This window comes from Lichenicoccus roseus, from assembly GCF_005844085.1.
GTDB lineage: Bacteria > Pseudomonadota > Alphaproteobacteria > Acetobacterales > Acetobacteraceae > Lichenicoccus > Lichenicoccus roseus.
In genome coordinates this window covers 667,330-682,138 of the sequence record NZ_VCDI01000002.1, presented here as the reverse complement: position 1 = coordinate 682,138, position 14,809 = coordinate 667,330, and the positions used below count along the sequence as shown (strand labels likewise).

Sequence of the window (14,809 nt, the reverse complement as noted above, 5' to 3'; positions counted from 1 at the left end):
GGTTCAGGTCTCCGGGTCTGCGGATGGCTGGGAAGCTGTCAGGCGCACGCTATCGCCGACCAGGCCGCGGGCGAAATCCGCCGCCCGGAAGGGGCGCAGATCCTCCGCCTTCTCGCCGACGCCGACCGCATGCACCGGCAAGCCGAACGCCTCGGCCAGCGCCACCACGATGCCGCCGCGCGCGCTGCCATCGAGCTTGGTCACGATCAGGCCGCTGATGTTCACCATCTCCTTGAACACCCGCACCTGCTCGATGGCGTTCTGCCCGGTGGTCGCATCGAGCACCAGCAGCACCGAATGCGGCGCGGTCTCGTCGAACTTGCGCAGCACGCGGATGATCTTGGCCAGCTCCTCCATCAGCGCGCCCTTGTTGTGCAGGCGCCCGGCGGTGTCGATCAGCAGCAGGTCGGCGCCCTCCGCACGGGCGCGCTCGAAGGCCTGGTAGGCAAGCCCGGCGGCATCCGCGTTGGGGGCGCCCGCGATCACCGGCGCGCCGACCCGCTCGCCCCAGATCTGCAGCTGCTCGACGGCGGCGGCGCGGAAGGTGTCGCCGGCGACCAGGATGGTCCTCACCCCCGCGCGCCCGTACTGCAGCGCCATCTTGCCGATGGTGGTGGTCTTGCCGGTGCCGTTGACGCCGACCACCAGCACAACGTGCGGCTTCAGCGCCGGGTCCGGCACGAACGGGATCGCCACCGGCTCGAGCACGCGCGCCACCTCGGCGGAGAGCGCCACCCGCACCTCCTCGTCGGTGACCTCGTTGCCGAAGCGGGTGCGGCGGAACTCGTCGATCACCCGTCCCGCCACCGCGGGGCCCAGGTCGGCCGCGATCAGCAGCTCCTCGAGTTCCTCGAGCGCCGCATCGTCGAGCCGGCGCCTGGTGAACACCGCCGCGATGTTGCCGCCCAGCTTCTGCGTGCTGCGCGACAGGCCTTCCTTGAGCCGGCTGAAGAAACCCAGCGCCATCTAAGCCTCGATCCTCTCCGCCAGCAGCCCGGCATCGTCCAGGGCGACGGCGCGCGCCGCGATCACCGTGCCCGGGGCATCGTCGCACGGAGCGTCCAGGCGCACCGGCGCGAACTGCCCGGAATGCCCGCGCGTGGGGGTTTCCATCAGGACCGAGACCGTCCGACCGAGCAGGTCGGCATGGAACGCCTGCGCGACCTCCTGCCCGGCCTCGCGCAGCCGGCGCGCCCGCTCGCGCCGCACCGGTACCGGCACCGCGGGCATGCGCGCCGCCGGGGTGCCGGGACGCTCGCTGTACGGGAAGACATGCAGGTACGGCACCGCATGCTCGCGCACGAAGGCCAGCGTCTGCCCGAACAGCGCCTCGTCCTCGGTCGGGAAACCGGCGATCAGGTCGGCGCCGATGCCGATGCCGGGCCGCAGCGTGCGGGCGCGCCGGATCACCGCGGCGGCGTCGGCCACCGAATGCCGTCGCTTCATGCGCTTCAGCACGATGTCCGACCCGGCCTGCAGCGAGAGATGCAGGTGCGGCATCAGCCGCGGCTCGCTCTCGATCAGCCGCCAGAGGTCGTCGTCGATTTCGGTCGGGTCGAGCGAGGACAGCCGCAGCCGTGGCAGTTCCGGCACCAGGGCAAGCAGCCGGCGGGCGAGCTGGCCGAGCCCCGGCCGGCCGGGCAGGTCGGCCCCGTACGAGGTGATGTCGACGCCGGTGAGCACGATCTCGGCGTAGCCACTCCGCACCAGCGCCCGCGCCTGGCGGGCAACGGCGCCCATCGGCACCGAGCGGCTCGGCCCGCGGCCGAACGGGATGATGCAGAAGGTGCAGCGGTGATCGCAGCCCTGCTGCACTTCCAGGAAAGCACGCGCCCGGTCGGCGAAATCGGTGACCAGGTGCGGCGCCGTCTCGCGGGCCTGCATGATGTCGGAGACCGCATGGCCGGACGATGCCGACGCCATCGACCAGGTCTCGGCGCGCAGCTTGTCGTCGTTGCCGACAACCCGCGAGACGCCCGGGAGCGCCGCCCAGCGGCCGGGATCGATCTGCGCGGCGCATCCGGTGACCACGATGCGCGCGTCGGGCTTCTCGCGATGCGCGCGCCGGATCGCCTGGCGCGCCTGCCGCTCCGCCTCGCCGGTTACCGCGCAGGTGTTGACGATCACCAGCCCGCGGCGGTCGTCCGAGGCCGCGACATGGCCGCGCATCACCTCGCTCTCGTAGCGGTTCAGCCGGCAGCCGAAGGTGAGGATCTCGGGCTCGCTCATGAGAGAGATGCGTGGGGGAGAGCCGCGCGGGGGATGGTCCCGGTGAACACGGTGGCGGTCGGACCGCAAAGCTGGACGGACCCTGCCGCGTCCCACTCGACCTCGAGCACGCCGCCCGGCATCTCGATCGTCGCCCGGCGGCCCACCAGCCCGCGCCGGTGGGCGTTCACCAGCGCGGCGCAGGCGCCTGACCCGCAGGCGAGCGTCAGCCCGGCGCCACGCTCCCAGACTCGCAGCCGCAGCGCCGACGCGGACAGGACCTGCGCGAACCCGATGTTGGCACCGTGCGGGAACATCCCGTGCCACTCCAGAAGCGGACCCACCGTGGCGATATCGATGGCGTCGGCATCGTCGATGAACAGGGTCGCATGCGGATTGCCCATCGAGCAGCACGCCGCGTCCATGCCGTCCAGCGCGACATGCAAGGTGTCCTGCGCTTCAGCCAGCGGCACCGATTGCCAATCCAGCCGGGGTGCGCCGAGATCGACCCGTGCCCTACCCGGCCCGAGCCGCTGCGCCGCCAGTATTCCCGCCTGTGTGCGCATCGAGACCGCATCGCGACCGGTCTCGTCCGCCAGCAGCGAAGCGATGCAGCGCGAACCGTTGCCGCAAGCGCCGGATTCCGTGCCGTCGCCGTTGAGGAAGCGCACGAAGGCATCGGTCTCGCCGTCGTGCTGCAGCAGGATGACCTGGTCGCAGCCGACGCCGAGCCGCCGGTTGGCGATCCACGCCAGCTGCGCCGGTTGCAACCCGCTCGGCACACCCCGCTCATCGATGACGACGAAGTCGTTCCCGGCGCCCTGCATCTTGGTGAACGCGATCATGCGCGCCTTATAGGACGCGCCGCGGCGTTGCGCGAAGGGGCCGTGCGGATGGCCCCGTCAGTGCGACGCCTGCTCGACCCCCAGGGCATCGAGCAGCACGCCGCGCAGGCGGTTGAACTCGGCGTCGGCGTGCCGTCGCGGGCGCGGCAGGTCGATATCGACCTCGGTGCGGATGCGTCCGTGCTCGAGTACCACGGCCCGGTCGGCCAGCAGCAGCGCCTCGTCCACATCGTGGGTGACCAGGAGCACCGCGCAGCGATGACGCTGCCAGAGCTCGCCGACCATGGCCTGCATCTTCAGGCGGGTCAGCGCATCGAGCGAGGCGAACGGCTCGTCCAGCATCAGGAACTGCGGCTCGCGCACCAGGGCGCGCGCGATGCCGGCCCGCTGCGCCTCGCCGCCGGAGAGCGTCAGCGGCCAGGCATCGACACGATGATCGAGCCCGACCTCGCCGAGGGCCGCGATCGCGCGGTCCTTGGCGTCACGCGCGCCGAGACCGAGCCCGACATTCTGCCAGACCCGCTTCCAGGGCAGCAGCCGGCTCTCCTGGAACACCACGGCGACATCGCCCGGAACCTGCACGCGGCCCTCGGTCACGTCGTCAAGGCCGGCCAGGGTGCGCAGCAGCGTGGTCTTGCCCGAGCCGCTGCGTCCGAGCAGGGCCACGAACTCGCCACGCCCGACGCTGAGATCCAGCGCATCGAGCACAGCGGGACCGCCGAAGCGACGCGTCAGTCCCTCGATGCGTATGACCGGCTCGGGTCGGATCACCGGCTCCGGGCGATGCATCATGTTCATGGCGTGTTTCCTCGCGACAGGGTGGGCTCAGCGCACATTGGAAGGACGCCAGGCCAGCACGCGGGCCTCGATGCTGCGCACGATCTGGTCGGAAATAAGCCCAAGGGCGGCGTAGACGAACAGCCCGACCAGGATGATGTCGGTGCGCAGGAAGTCCTCCGCATCCATCATCATGTGGCCGATGCCGCTGTTGGCGTTGATCTGCTCGGCGACCACCAGCATCAGCCAGGAGATGCCGACCGCGAAACGCAGGCCGAGCAGCAGGTCGGGCAACGCGCCCGGCAGGATCACCTGCAGGATGGTCTGCGCCCGCGACAGGCCAAGCGTGCGCGCCATCTCGAGCAGCTTGGGGTCGACGTTGCGCACGCCCTTGAACAGGTTGAGGTAGATCGGGAACAGCACCCCGAGCGAGACCAGCGCGATCTTCGGTGTCTCGCCGATGCCGAACCACAGGATGAACAGCGGCACCATCGCCAGCACCGGCAGGGTGCGGCCCATCTGCATCAGCGCGTCGACCGCATCCTCGCCGAGCCGGGACAGGCCGGCGACCAGTGCCAGCGCGACACCCGCGACGGTGCCGATGGCCAGGCCGCTGAGCGCACGGCCGAGCGAGACCAGCAGGTTGTGCGGCAGGGTGCCGTCGCGGGTGAGGCTGATCGCGGTCTGCAGGATCTGCCAGGGCGAGGCCAGGGTCTGCGGCGAGATCAGCCCGGCCGAGCATGCAGCCTGCCAGAGCGCCAGCACCACGACCGGCGACGCCAGGCGGCGCCACGGCCCCGGACGGCGAGCCGCCTGCCCGGTGGTCGAGCGTGCTGGCCGCACCGGACGCCGCTGGGACGCGCTCTGGTCGGCAACCGGCTGGAGGGTGGTGTCGAGCATGCCGAGGTTCCCGTGGCATTCGTCTGGCAGTGATGTTCCACGCATCTGGTGCGTGGCAAGGCTTGCCGACGACGGCATGCCGCGTCGATTGCCCGCCAGAGATCATCACTCCCGGCTGGATGTCAAGGACAGCACGACGCCCAGCCGTACAAATGACCGGACGACCCAGGAGAAACCCGATCCTGAAGTGTAGTTTAAGCCTACTCCGGCTGGTTCAGTGGCGCCCACTGCCGGCCATCCCGGCCAAGCAGCGCCTCGGCGCCCTTCGGTCCGGCGCTGCCCGCCTGATAGATCTCCGGGCCGCTCTTGTCGGCGGCCCAGGCCTTCAGCGCCGGATCCACCACCTTCCAGGCGGCGTCGATGTTGTCGGCGCGCTGGAACAGGGTCGCGTCGCCAGTCAGGCAATCATACAGAAGCGTCTCGTAGCCGACATTCGGCGTCAGCTTGAAGGCGTCCTCGTAGCGGAACTTCATCTCGACGCCGGACAGCTCCATCTTCGGCCCCGGGATCTTGGCGGCGATGTTCCAGGTCACGCCCTGCGCCGGCTGGATGTTCAGGGTGAGCGTGTTCTGCGGCAGCTTGTCCATCGGGGTATCGTGGAACATGCCGAACGGCGCATGCCTGAAATGCACCACGATCTCGGTGCGACGACCGGTCAGGCACTTGCCGGTGCGCATGTAGAACGGCACGTCCGCCCAGCGCCAGTTGTCGACATGCAGCTTCAGCGCGACATAGGTCTCGGTGTTGCTGTCGTGCGCGACACCGGCGCTCTCGCGGTAGGCGGTGACCTGCTTGCCCTGCACCGTGCCGCCGCCGTACTGGCCACGCACCGAATCCTCGGGCGTGACCGGACGCACCGCCTCGAACAGCTGCTCCTTTGCGGTTCGCACCGTCTCGGCGCTGAACGAGTTCGGCGGCTCCATCGCGATCATCGCGAACAGCTGGAACAGGTGGTTCGGGATCATGTCGCGCAGCGCACCGGTCGGTTCGTAGAACGCCCCGCGACCCTCCACGCCGACCGTCTCGGCAGCGGTGATCTGCACGTGGTCGATATGCTCACGGCGCCAGAGCGGTTCGAACACGCTGTTGCCGAAGCGCATGGCAAGAATGTTCTGCACCGTCTCCTTGCCGAGGAAATGGTCGATCCGGTAGATCTGGCTCTCGTCCAGCACCTTGAGGATCGAGGCGTTCAGCGCCTTGCTGCTGTCGAGATCGGAGCCGAACGGCTTCTCGATCACCACCCGGCGGAAATGGTCGTTCTCCTGCTTGGTCAGGCCGGCCTTGCCGATATTCTCGACGACGGTCGCAAAGAAGCGCGACGCCACCGCGAGATAGAACACCGCATTGCCGGTCTTGTTGACGTGCTCGGCGAGACCCTGCAGCTGGCTTACGTCGGTGAAGTCGGCCTTGTGGTAGTGCAGCCTCTGGTTCAGCCAGCCCCACCAGTCCTGGTTGATCTCGGGCGTGTAGAATTCGGCATCCGGATCCTTGGTGAACTCCTGCATGGTATCGGCCAGCGACTTGCGCCACTCGTCGTCGTTGCTGTCGACGCGGTCCACGCCGATGACGGTGAATTGGTCGTCCAGCAGGTGCGCGGAGGTCAGGTTGTAGAGCGCCGGCATCAGCAGCCGCTTGGTCAGGTCGCCATGGGCCCCGAAGATGATCAGGGTGCAGGGCGGCGCCGGCTTGGCGGCGGCAGGCGGGATCTTGTGGTCCGCCTGCGCGGGTGACGAGACCTCGGCGATCTTTTCCATGCGTGCTGCTCCTGTTCCGTACCTGGCCGGGTCTGGCAAACCGGCTCACCGAGTGGTGAACGCGGTGACGGCGGACGGTTTCCTGGCTGGACCCTCAGGATCGGTCTGGCGCCACCGACCCCGGAACCGGCTTCGCGGTGCCGCGGCCCGGCCGCAGGGTGCGGAACGATGGGATCGCGCGTCGCACGATGGGCTGGTCGGCCAGCACGCCGAGCAGGATGACGGTGCCCATCACGGCGAAGTTCAGCGAGCTCGGGATGCCGAGGATGTTCACCAGGTTCTGCAGGACCTGCAGCAGGGCGGTGCCGAGCACGATGCCGATGACCGAGCCCTCGCCGCCACGCAGGCTGCAGCCGCCCAGTACGGCGGCGGCGATGGCATACAGCTCGTAGAAGTTGCCGAACGAGGAGGGCGACACGGAATTGGTGTAGAAGACCAGGCAGATCGTGGCGACACCCGCCAGCCCCCCGCTGATGACGTAGGCGCCGATGACCACCGCGTCGGTGCGTATGCCGGAGAAGCGCGCAGCCTCCTCGTTGCGCCCGATGGCGAACAGGTAGCGCCCGAACACCGAGCGGTGCAGCAGCACGCCCATGACGACGGCGACGATGATGAGCAGGATGAACGGGTGCGGGATGCCCCAGCTGCGGCCCGAGGCGAGCCATCCGAGCCAGTCGAAATCGTCGGAATAGCCGAAGCCCATGGTCGCGTCGGTGGTGTAGTAGCGCGCCGCACCCCGGTAGATCAGCAGGCCGCACAAGGTGACGACGAACGGCTGCAGCTTCGCCTTGGTCACCAGCAGGCCCTGCAGCCCGCCGAGCACGACGCCGCCGGCGACGACGGCCAGGATCGCCAGCGGCCACGGCACGCCGCGATTGACCAGCAGGTCGATGAACACCACCCCGAGCAACGCGAAGATCGAACCCACCGACAGGTCGATGCCGCCGGTGATGATCACCATGCCGACGCCGATCGAGAAGATCCCGAACAGGCCGATCAGGTTGGCCATGTCGAGCAGGTTGACCGCCGACAGGAAACGCGGATTGAGTATGGCGGTGACGCCGCCGACGACGAGCAGCAGCAGCAGCAGCCCCCAGTCCTTACGCGCCATCAGCCCCGGTCCTTGCTGCTCATGAGACGGTCTCCAGATGCTCGGCGGGTTGGCCGATGGCCAGGCGCAGCACGTTGAGTTCGGAGAAATCGGGCCGGTCCAGCACGCCGCTGATCCGCCCCTCGTGCATCACCGCGACACGGTCCGAGACCCCGATGACCTCCTCCATGTCGCTCGAGATCATGATGACCCCGACCCCGTCATCGGCAAGCGCGCGCATCAGCGTGTAGATCTCGCCCTTGGCGCCGACATCGATGCCGCGCGTCGGCTCGTCGAAGATGATCAGGCGCGGCGCCATCGACAGCCACTTGGCGAGCACCACCTTCTGCTGGTTGCCGCCGGACAGGGTGGCGGCATGGACCGCGACGCCCGGGGTCTTGATCCTGAGCGACGCCTGCTGCTCGCGCGCGGTGGCGGTCTCCGAGGCGCGATCGATCAGGTTGAGACGCGCATGCCGCTGCATGCTGGCAAGCGAGATGTTCTCCGACAGCTTCATGTCGAGGACGAGGCCCTCGCCCTTGCGGTCCTCCGGCACCAGGTAGATGCCCTGCTCGATCGCCTGCCTCGGCGAGCGCATGGTGACGGCCTGCCCGGCCAGCCGCACCTCGCCCGACAGGATCGGATCCACCCCGAACAGGGCGCGGGCCAGGGAGGTGCGGCCGGACCCGACGAGGCCCGCCATCCCCAGGATCTCGCCGCGTCGCAGCGTGAACGAGAGGTGGCGGTCGGGAAAGGCACTGGTCACAACCCGGTCGACGACGCAGATCTCGCCGCCGGGCGATGCAAGCGGCGGCGTGTAGAGCGAACGCAGGTCGCGGCCGATCATCAGCCGGATCATGGCGTTGTGCTCGATCTCGTCGCGTTTCAGGCCCCCCGCGACGCGGCCGTCGCGCAGGCAGACGACGCGGTCGGCGCAGGCCTTCACCTCGTGCAGCCGGTGGCTGATGTAGATCACCGCGACGCCCGACGCGCGCAGGTCGGCGATCACCTGCAGCAGGCGTTCGGTCTCCTGCAGGGTGAGGCTGGAGGTGGGCTCGTCCATGATGATGACGCGCGCGTCCACCGAAAGCGCACGGGCGATCTCGACGAGCTGGCGCTGGGCGATGAGCAGCTTCGAGACACTGGTCTCGGGGCCGAAATCGGCGCCCAGCCGCTGCAGCAGCGGGCGCGCGAGGTCATGCATGGCGCGGTTGCGGACCAGACGCAGCGGCCCGCCCGCCACCGCCTCGCGACCGAGGAAGATGTTGGCCGCGACATCGAGGTTGTCGAGCACGGTGAGTTCCTGGTGCACGAACGCGATCCCGGCGCGCGCGGCGCTCGCCACCGTCATGGCACCGTGCGGGACACCGTCGATCACGATGCTGCCGGCATCCGGCTGCACCACGCCGCCGAGGATCTTCATCAGCGTCGACTTGCCGGCGCCGTTCTCGCCGATCAGGCCGAGCACGGTGCCGGCCTCGACGCCGAGGCTGACATCGACCAGCGCTCGCACGCCGGCGTAGGACTTGCTGATCCCGGCCAGGGACAGCAGCGTGTCGGCGGCCACCGGCCGGGGATCCCCGCCTGGTCTATTTGGCGGCCAGCATGCGACGCATGCTCTGCTGGAACTCGTGCACGTTGTCCTTCTGGATGACGCGCGTCGGAATGATGATCAGGTGGTTGGCCGGAATGAACGACTTGTCGCCGTTGATGTATTTCACCAGGTCGGTCATCGACTGGTAGCCGAACTGGAACGGCTGCTGCACGATGGTCGACTGGATGGTGCCGTCGGCCACGCCGCGCAGCGTCTGGGCATCCTCGTCGAAACCCACCACCTTGATCTTGCCGGACATGCCGGCGTCCTTTACGGCGGAATAGATCTGCGGCGTGTTGTAGTTGTAGAGGCCGACGAGCAGGTCAAGACCGCCCTTGGCCAGCGCATCCTGCACGTTCGCCTTGGCCTTGGCGAAGTCGCCGCCATCGGTGCGGATGTCGACGATCGTGACGTTGCTGCCCTTCAGCCCCTCCCGGATGCCCTCGACACGCTCGCGGGCGTTGTCGGCGTCCATGGTGCCGACGAAGGCCATCAGCTTGCCGCCGTTCGGCAGCGCCTTGCGGATCTCGCCGGCGGCCTGCAACCCGGCCGCCTTGTTGTCGGTACCGATATAGACCAGGCGATTTGAATTCGGCGCGTCGCTGTCGGTGGTGAACAGGGCCGCGTGGCTCGCGACCTTGTTGAACTCCTCCGTCGAGTTCTTCGGGTCGATGGCCGAGATCGAGATGCCGGCGACGCCGGAGGCAAGCAGGTCGTCGAGCTCGCGACGCTGCTCGGCGGCGGTGGCCTGGCCGGTGACGATCACCTGCATGGCGAAATCGGGATGCTCGCCCTGGGCTTTCATGACGCCGGCGCGGGCGACGGTCCAGAAGTCGGCGGAAACGTTGGTGACCAGGGCCAGCGACTTCTTCTGCTGGGCAACCGCCGGCGCGCCAAATAAGGCGAGGCTGACCGCTCCGACTAGGGTGGCCTGGATCAGTCTATGCATGTTTCCTCCGGGAGCACGTTTGTTCTTCATAAGTTCAGGTCGAACCTGGCGCTCTTGGTAGCGCTCCCTTTCAGCTTAGTATGGCTTGCGCGGACTTGCCCAGTGCGTCTTCGAGTCTTCGTGGCCTCCTCAGAAAACCTTGCCGGGATTCAACAGGCCGGCCGGATCCAGCGCTCGCTTGATGGTGCGCATCAGGTCGAGTTCGACGGGGTTGCGGGTATACGGCAGCCAGCGCTTCTTGCTCAGACCGATGCCGTGCTCGGCCGAAACCGTGCCGCCGAACTGCTGCACCGTCCCGTAGACCGTCTCCTGGATCGCCTGCTTCGGCTGCGTCGCGGCACCCGGCAGGTTGCTCACGATGTGCAGGTTGCCGTCGGCGACATGGCCGTAGAACAAGGCGATCACACCGGGCAGCCGCGCCTGCAGAGCGTCGCGGCAGGCGGCGGTGAAGTCGTCGATGGCGCCGACCGGCAGCCCGATATCGAAGCTCTCGTGCACGCCGAGGACCTGCACGAACTCGCCGGCGGCGTCGCGCGTGCGCCAGAACGCCTGCACGTCGGCGATCGACTGCGCCACCGCCGCGTCCACCACCGTACCGGCCTCGGCCTGGCGCTCCAGCCAGTCCTGGAACCGGCCGGGATCGATCGCGGCATCGCTGCCATGGGTCTCCACCAGAACAGTGAACGCATGCTCGCCGGCAAGCGGATTGCGCACGCCGTTCATGCCGGTGACCACGCGCCAGTAGTCCGGCCACATCACCTCGAAGGCGGAAAGCTGGGCGCCGAGTTCGCGCCGCGCGGCATCCAGCAGGGCCAGCACCCCAGCGTAGCTCGCCACACCGCAAAGCGCAGCCGAGACGCTGGCGGGTTGCGGAAACAGCCGCAGCACCGCGCGGGTTACGATGCCCAGCGTGCCCTCGCTGCCGATGAACAGCTGGCGCAGGTCGTAGCCGGCATTGTTCTTCAGCATCTTGTTGAGGCTGGTCATGATGGTGCCGTCCGGCAGCACCACCTCCAGGCCGAGCACCATCTCGCGGGCCATGCCGTAGCGCAGCACCCGGTTGCCGCCGGCATTGGTCGAGATGTTGCCGCCGATCGCGCACGAGCCACGCGCACCGAGGTCGAGCGGCATCAGGAAGCCGGCGTCGGACGCCGCCTGCTGCACCGCCTCCAGCGGGGTGCCGGCGCGCACGGTGATGGTCGACGCCGCCGGATCGATCTCCTCGATGCCGGTCAGCCGTTCCAGCGAAAGCGCGACGGCGCCCGCGATCGGCAGCGCCCCGCCGCACAGTCCGGTCAGGCCGCCCTGCGGCACCACCGCCACGCCATGCCGCGCGCACACCCGCATGGCGGTCGCCACGCCCTCGGTGCTGTCCGGCCGCACCACCGCCAGTGGCCGGACCGCATCCATCGAGCTCCAGTCACGCAGGTTGCGGGTCGGGATCGCCTCGCCCGCGAGCACCGCGTCGCCGAGCGCCGCCTGCAGGGCCGCAAGTACGTCTCGCCCGGCTCCGGCAACGGTGTGGTCGAAATGGTCCGGCATCATGTGATCCTCTGGTCCGGCGCCAGGCGGCGCAGGCTTTGCAATGCTTCGGCGCCGTACGCCTCCGAAGCGGCGACAAGCGGCGCCCGCACCCGACGCCATGCCGCATCGCCACGCTGCGCCGCCATGATCGCCTTCAGCGCCGGTACGAACGGTCCGCGTATCAGGCCGGCGATCGCGGTCATGTCGGCTTCCGCATGGTGCGCTGCATTGCCGCCCGATGCGAACATCGCGCGCACCGCACCGGGCGCGATGTTGGACAGGCCGCAGATCGTGCCGGCGGCGCCGGCCCGCAAGGCGCGCGCGATGTCCGGCTCGTGCCCGACCAGGATCGCCAGCGCCGGAGCAGCCTCCCGGTAGGCCAGCACGCTGTCGAACCGGCCACTGCTGTCCTTCACGCCGGCAACCAGCACGCCGTAGCGCGCCCGCAGCGCGGCCGCCGTCGCCGGGGGCAACGCGACGCCGCTGACCTGCGGGATGTTGTAGAGCGCAAGGCGCAGGCGCGCATCGTCGATCCCGTCGATCAACAGCGCGAACGCCTCGGTGAGGCCCGCATCGGTCACGTCCCGGTAGAAGTAGGGTGGCAGCGCCAGCATGTGGGCGAGGCCGAGCCGCAGGGCCGAACGGGCCAGCCCGACCGCGTCCGGCAGCGCCGGCATGCCGATGCCGAGGGCTATCGACGATGCCGGAATCCCGGCGTGCAGCAACGCCTCGACGGCGGACAGCCGTTCGGCAGCTGAAAACGAGGTGCCCTCCCCGGTGGTGCCGAACAGCAGCACGCCATCGCATCCCACCTCCAGCAACCCGGCTGCGTGGGCCGCGAGGCGATGCTGGTCGACCGCGCCGCTCGCCTGCAGGGGAGTCGCCGCCGCCGTCCAGTGGCCGGCGATACGGTCGCCGTCCGGCGCGATCGGATGCTGCATGACGCGCTGCTCCATCACTGGGCCACTACGATCTTGACGCCGGCCTCCTCGAGCGCGGCCGCCAGCTCGCCCTCCGGCCCCGCATCGGTCACCAGATATTCGACACGCTCGAAATCCGCCACCAGCGCGAACGCCTGGAGGTCGAACTTGCTGCTGTCCGCCAGCAGGATGGTGCGCTCGCAGGCGGCCATCATCTCCTTGGTGGCGGTCGCCTCCTCCAGCTTGCTGATCGAGCAGCCCCGGGCGGACAGGCCGGATACGCCGATCACCGCGGTATCCACCGAGATCTGCGGCATCGCGGCGAAGCCGGCGAACCCCACCATCACCTGCGAGGAGGCGATGTAGGTGCCGCCGAGCACGTAGACCGCACGCACCGCGGTCTCCGGCAGCAGGGTCGGGACATGCACGCTGTTGGTCACGATGGTGAGGTCGCGCAGGTCGCCGAGGGCGGCGGCGAAGCAGGCGATGGTCGAGCCACCATTGAGCATCAGCGTCTCGCGCGGGCGCAGCAGGCGGGTCGCCGCTCGCGCGATGCGCTGCTTTGCGGCCTGATGCTTGTTCATGCGGCTGTCGAGGGTGGTGATCGACGAGGTCACCAGCCGCTCGCGCGGCACCGCGCCACCGTGCGTGCGCACCAGCAGGCCACGCTCCTCAAGCAGCGTCAGGTCGCGCCGGATGGTGTCGCGCGAAACCCCGAACAGGCTGACCAACTCCCCGGCCGAGACCTGGCCCCTTCTGGTGACCAGCTCGACAAGCTTGGATTGTCGGGCCGCCGGCAGGTTCGCGCCGCTCTCATCCTGGGCCGCCTCGATGAGCAGCACGTCGTCCACCCGATCTGTCTCCCGCACCGTCCGGCCGGTGTCCGGATAGCATCATCCCGTCCGGTTCGCCAGCTTGACAGCATGCAGGATTGCGCAGATACACGCATTCATACGCATAAAATCCAGCAAGATGACGCAGAACGTCACGCGGATCCCGGGGAGGATGCATGCTCGACTGGCGCCATGAGTATCGGCAGGCAGCACTCGATCTCGACGCCCTGGCGGCCCGCGCCCGGCTGACCTTCTGCGGCCTGTCCGCCTGTGTCGATGCGACCATCTCGCTGCACGACGCGATGCCGGTGCTGCATGGCGGCGGCAATCCGCAGGCACACCTGTTCGGCGACCTGCTGCGCGACCGCGCCGTCGCCGGGCGTGGCGGCGAGATGCGCGTCGACTGGCCCGGAGGTCCGGACTGGCTCGACCAGCGTCTGCGTTTCCGCCACGCCCTGGGCGGCACCGGCCCGCATGCCGCGCGCGTGCTGACGCACCTGGGTGCTCCCGCCCTGCTGGCCCTGGCGACACGAAGTCCGGAACAGCTGGCGGTGCTCGATCCGCGCATCCGCCTCGCGGTCGACGGCACCCCGGTCGAGGTCGCCAGGCTTGTCCCGACCAGTCCGGATGTCCCCAAGATCTACATCTTCGAATTCACCGCCGGCCGGCCGCTCGGCGGGCAGGTGCTCGGCCGCTCGTCGCGCATCATCGTGCGCTTCAACGATCCCGGCCTGGAGGATGACGCCGAGTTCGCAGGCACCAGCGGACGGCTCGCCGGCGAGGCGGGTGCCGCCGTGCTGTCCGGCTACAACGGCGTGGGCGGCGGCGACATGCAGGCGGCATTGACGCTGACGCGAAACCTGATCGCCGGCTGGCAACGCCCCGAGCCGCTGCTGATCCATCTCGAGCTGGCCGGCTACGACCGCGACGCCTATCGCGACGCGGTGCTGGATGGCCTTGCCGGACAGATCACCTCGCTCGGACTGAGCCTGTCCGAATACGAAGCCCTGATGCCCGCACCGGCGCCGCTCGCCGAAGGCATGGCGGCGCTGGCGCTGCGCCTGCGTCTGCAGCGCGTCTGCGTGCATGCCGACAACTGGGCCGCCGCGGTCACCACCGGCGATCCGGAGCGCGAGCGTCGCGCCCTGCTGACCGGCTGCCTGCTGGCCGGCAACCGGGCAGCAACCGGAACCGTCGCGACGCCGCAGGGCGCGCATGCGGAAGCGATCTTCGAGGCGCCTCCCGCAGCGCGGGCGCTGCCGGCACCCTGGCATTTCATCGCGGTGTCGGCGCCGTTCCTGCCAAGCCCGGCCACCACGCTGGGCCTCGGCGACACCTTCATGGCCGGGTGCCTGCTGGTGCTCGGGCAAGCTGTCTGAAGACAGCAGCCAGAACGAAAAACAACACGCAAACCA

General features: G+C 69.1%; 13 protein-coding genes. 1 reads left to right on the top strand and 12 read right to left on the bottom strand.

Features of this window, described 5'->3' with window-relative positions; translation table 11 throughout:
* Positions 1-3 precede the first annotated feature (3 nt).
* From ftsY to FE263_RS08400, 12 genes are all read right to left on the bottom strand, one after another.
* Positions 4-966, bottom strand: a complete 963-nt coding sequence (gene ftsY / locus FE263_RS08455) for a signal recognition particle-docking protein FtsY (RefSeq protein WP_138325493.1) — start codon at positions 964-966, stop codon at positions 4-6.
* Positions 967-2,229, bottom strand: a complete 1,263-nt coding sequence (mtaB, locus tag FE263_RS08450) for a tRNA (N(6)-L-threonylcarbamoyladenosine(37)-C(2))-methylthiotransferase MtaB (RefSeq protein ID WP_138325492.1) — start codon at positions 2,227-2,229, stop codon at positions 967-969.
* Positions 2,226-3,053 (bottom strand): diaminopimelate epimerase, encoded by an 828-nt coding sequence (dapF, locus tag FE263_RS08445; protein WP_138325491.1) that lies wholly within the window; start codon positions 3,051-3,053, stop codon positions 2,226-2,228. Before dapF ends, mtaB begins: the two co-directional genes overlap by 4 nt.
* A gap of 57 nt (positions 3,054-3,110) precedes the next feature.
* The gene (locus FE263_RS08440; RefSeq protein WP_240759221.1) at positions 3,111-3,851 is read right to left on the bottom strand and encodes an ABC transporter ATP-binding protein; all 741 of its coding nucleotides are present in this window, start codon (positions 3,849-3,851) and stop codon (positions 3,111-3,113) included.
* Positions 3,852-3,878: 27 nt separating this feature from the next.
* Complete coding sequence (locus tag FE263_RS08435) at positions 3,879-4,730, bottom strand: ABC transporter permease (RefSeq protein ID WP_138325490.1); 852 nt, start codon at positions 4,728-4,730, stop codon at positions 3,879-3,881.
* A 200-nt stretch (positions 4,731-4,930) separates the two neighbouring features.
* Positions 4,931-6,484 carry a glucose-6-phosphate dehydrogenase gene (gene zwf, locus FE263_RS08430; protein ID WP_138325489.1) on the bottom strand — a complete coding sequence of 518 codons (1,554 nt, stop codon included), beginning with the start codon at positions 6,482-6,484 and terminating at the stop codon, positions 4,931-4,933.
* Between the two features lie 94 nt (positions 6,485-6,578).
* Complete coding sequence (locus FE263_RS08425) at positions 6,579-7,595, bottom strand: ABC transporter permease (protein WP_138325488.1); 1,017 nt, start codon at positions 7,593-7,595, stop codon at positions 6,579-6,581.
* 19 nt (positions 7,596-7,614) lie between these two features.
* Positions 7,615-9,141: a sugar ABC transporter ATP-binding protein gene (locus tag FE263_RS08420; protein WP_138325487.1), complete on the bottom strand. Its 1,527-nt coding sequence runs from the start codon at positions 9,139-9,141 to the stop codon at positions 7,615-7,617.
* A 22-nt stretch (positions 9,142-9,163) separates the two neighbouring features.
* A complete protein-coding gene (locus FE263_RS08415) occupies positions 9,164-10,117 on the bottom strand; it encodes a sugar-binding protein (protein ID WP_138325486.1) in 954 nt (317 codons plus the stop codon).
* Between the two features lie 129 nt (positions 10,118-10,246).
* Entirely contained in the window at positions 10,247-11,659 is a 1,413-nt protein-coding gene (locus tag FE263_RS08410) for an FAD-binding oxidoreductase (protein ID WP_138325485.1), read from the bottom strand.
* Positions 11,659-12,582, bottom strand: coding sequence for a dihydrodipicolinate synthase family protein (locus FE263_RS08405; protein ID WP_138325484.1), 924 nt, complete (start codon positions 12,580-12,582; stop codon positions 11,659-11,661). Before FE263_RS08405 ends, FE263_RS08410 begins: the two co-directional genes overlap by 1 nt.
* A gap of 14 nt (positions 12,583-12,596) precedes the next feature.
* Positions 12,597-13,412: a DeoR/GlpR family DNA-binding transcription regulator gene (locus tag FE263_RS08400; protein WP_171034004.1), complete on the bottom strand. Its 816-nt coding sequence runs from the start codon at positions 13,410-13,412 to the stop codon at positions 12,597-12,599.
* A 158-nt stretch (positions 13,413-13,570) separates the two neighbouring features.
* On the opposite strand from FE263_RS08400, the gene FE263_RS08395 reads away from it, so the two are divergent.
* The gene (locus FE263_RS08395) at positions 13,571-14,773 is read left to right on the top strand and encodes an ADP-dependent glucokinase/phosphofructokinase (protein ID WP_138325482.1); all 1,203 of its coding nucleotides are present in this window, start codon (positions 13,571-13,573) and stop codon (positions 14,771-14,773) included.
* The last annotated feature ends 36 nt before the right edge of the window (positions 14,774-14,809 follow it).

What these genes read in the sequence shown, in the direction of transcription:
- FE263_RS08435 (WP_138325490.1), bottom strand. Translation starts at nt 4,730, where the DNA reads ATGCTCGACACCACCCTCCAGCCGGTTGCCGACCAGAGCGCGTCCCAG.
- FE263_RS08425 (WP_138325488.1), bottom strand. Translation starts at nt 7,595, where the DNA reads ATGGCGCGTAAGGACTGGGGGCTGCTGCTGCTGCTGCTCGTCGTCGGC.
- FE263_RS08395 (WP_138325482.1), top strand. Translation starts at nt 13,571, where the DNA reads ATGCTCGACTGGCGCCATGAGTATCGGCAGGCAGCACTCGATCTCGAC.
- FE263_RS08415 (WP_138325486.1), bottom strand. Translation starts at nt 10,117, where the DNA reads ATGCATAGACTGATCCAGGCCACCCTAGTCGGAGCGGTCAGCCTCGCC.
- ftsY (WP_138325493.1), bottom strand. Translation starts at nt 966, where the DNA reads ATGGCGCTGGGTTTCTTCAGCCGGCTCAAGGAAGGCCTGTCGCGCAGC.
- FE263_RS08440 (WP_240759221.1), bottom strand. Translation starts at nt 3,851, where the DNA reads ATGAACATGATGCATCGCCCGGAGCCGGTGATCCGACCCGAGCCGGTC.
- FE263_RS08410 (WP_138325485.1), bottom strand. Translation starts at nt 11,659, where the DNA reads ATGCCGGACCATTTCGACCACACCGTTGCCGGAGCCGGGCGAGACGTA.
- zwf (WP_138325489.1), bottom strand. Translation starts at nt 6,484, where the DNA reads ATGGAAAAGATCGCCGAGGTCTCGTCACCCGCGCAGGCGGACCACAAG.
- mtaB (WP_138325492.1), bottom strand. Translation starts at nt 2,229, where the DNA reads ATGAGCGAGCCCGAGATCCTCACCTTCGGCTGCCGGCTGAACCGCTAC.
- FE263_RS08405 (WP_138325484.1), bottom strand. Translation starts at nt 12,582, where the DNA reads ATGCAGCATCCGATCGCGCCGGACGGCGACCGTATCGCCGGCCACTGG.
- dapF (WP_138325491.1), bottom strand. Translation starts at nt 3,053, where the DNA reads ATGATCGCGTTCACCAAGATGCAGGGCGCCGGGAACGACTTCGTCGTC.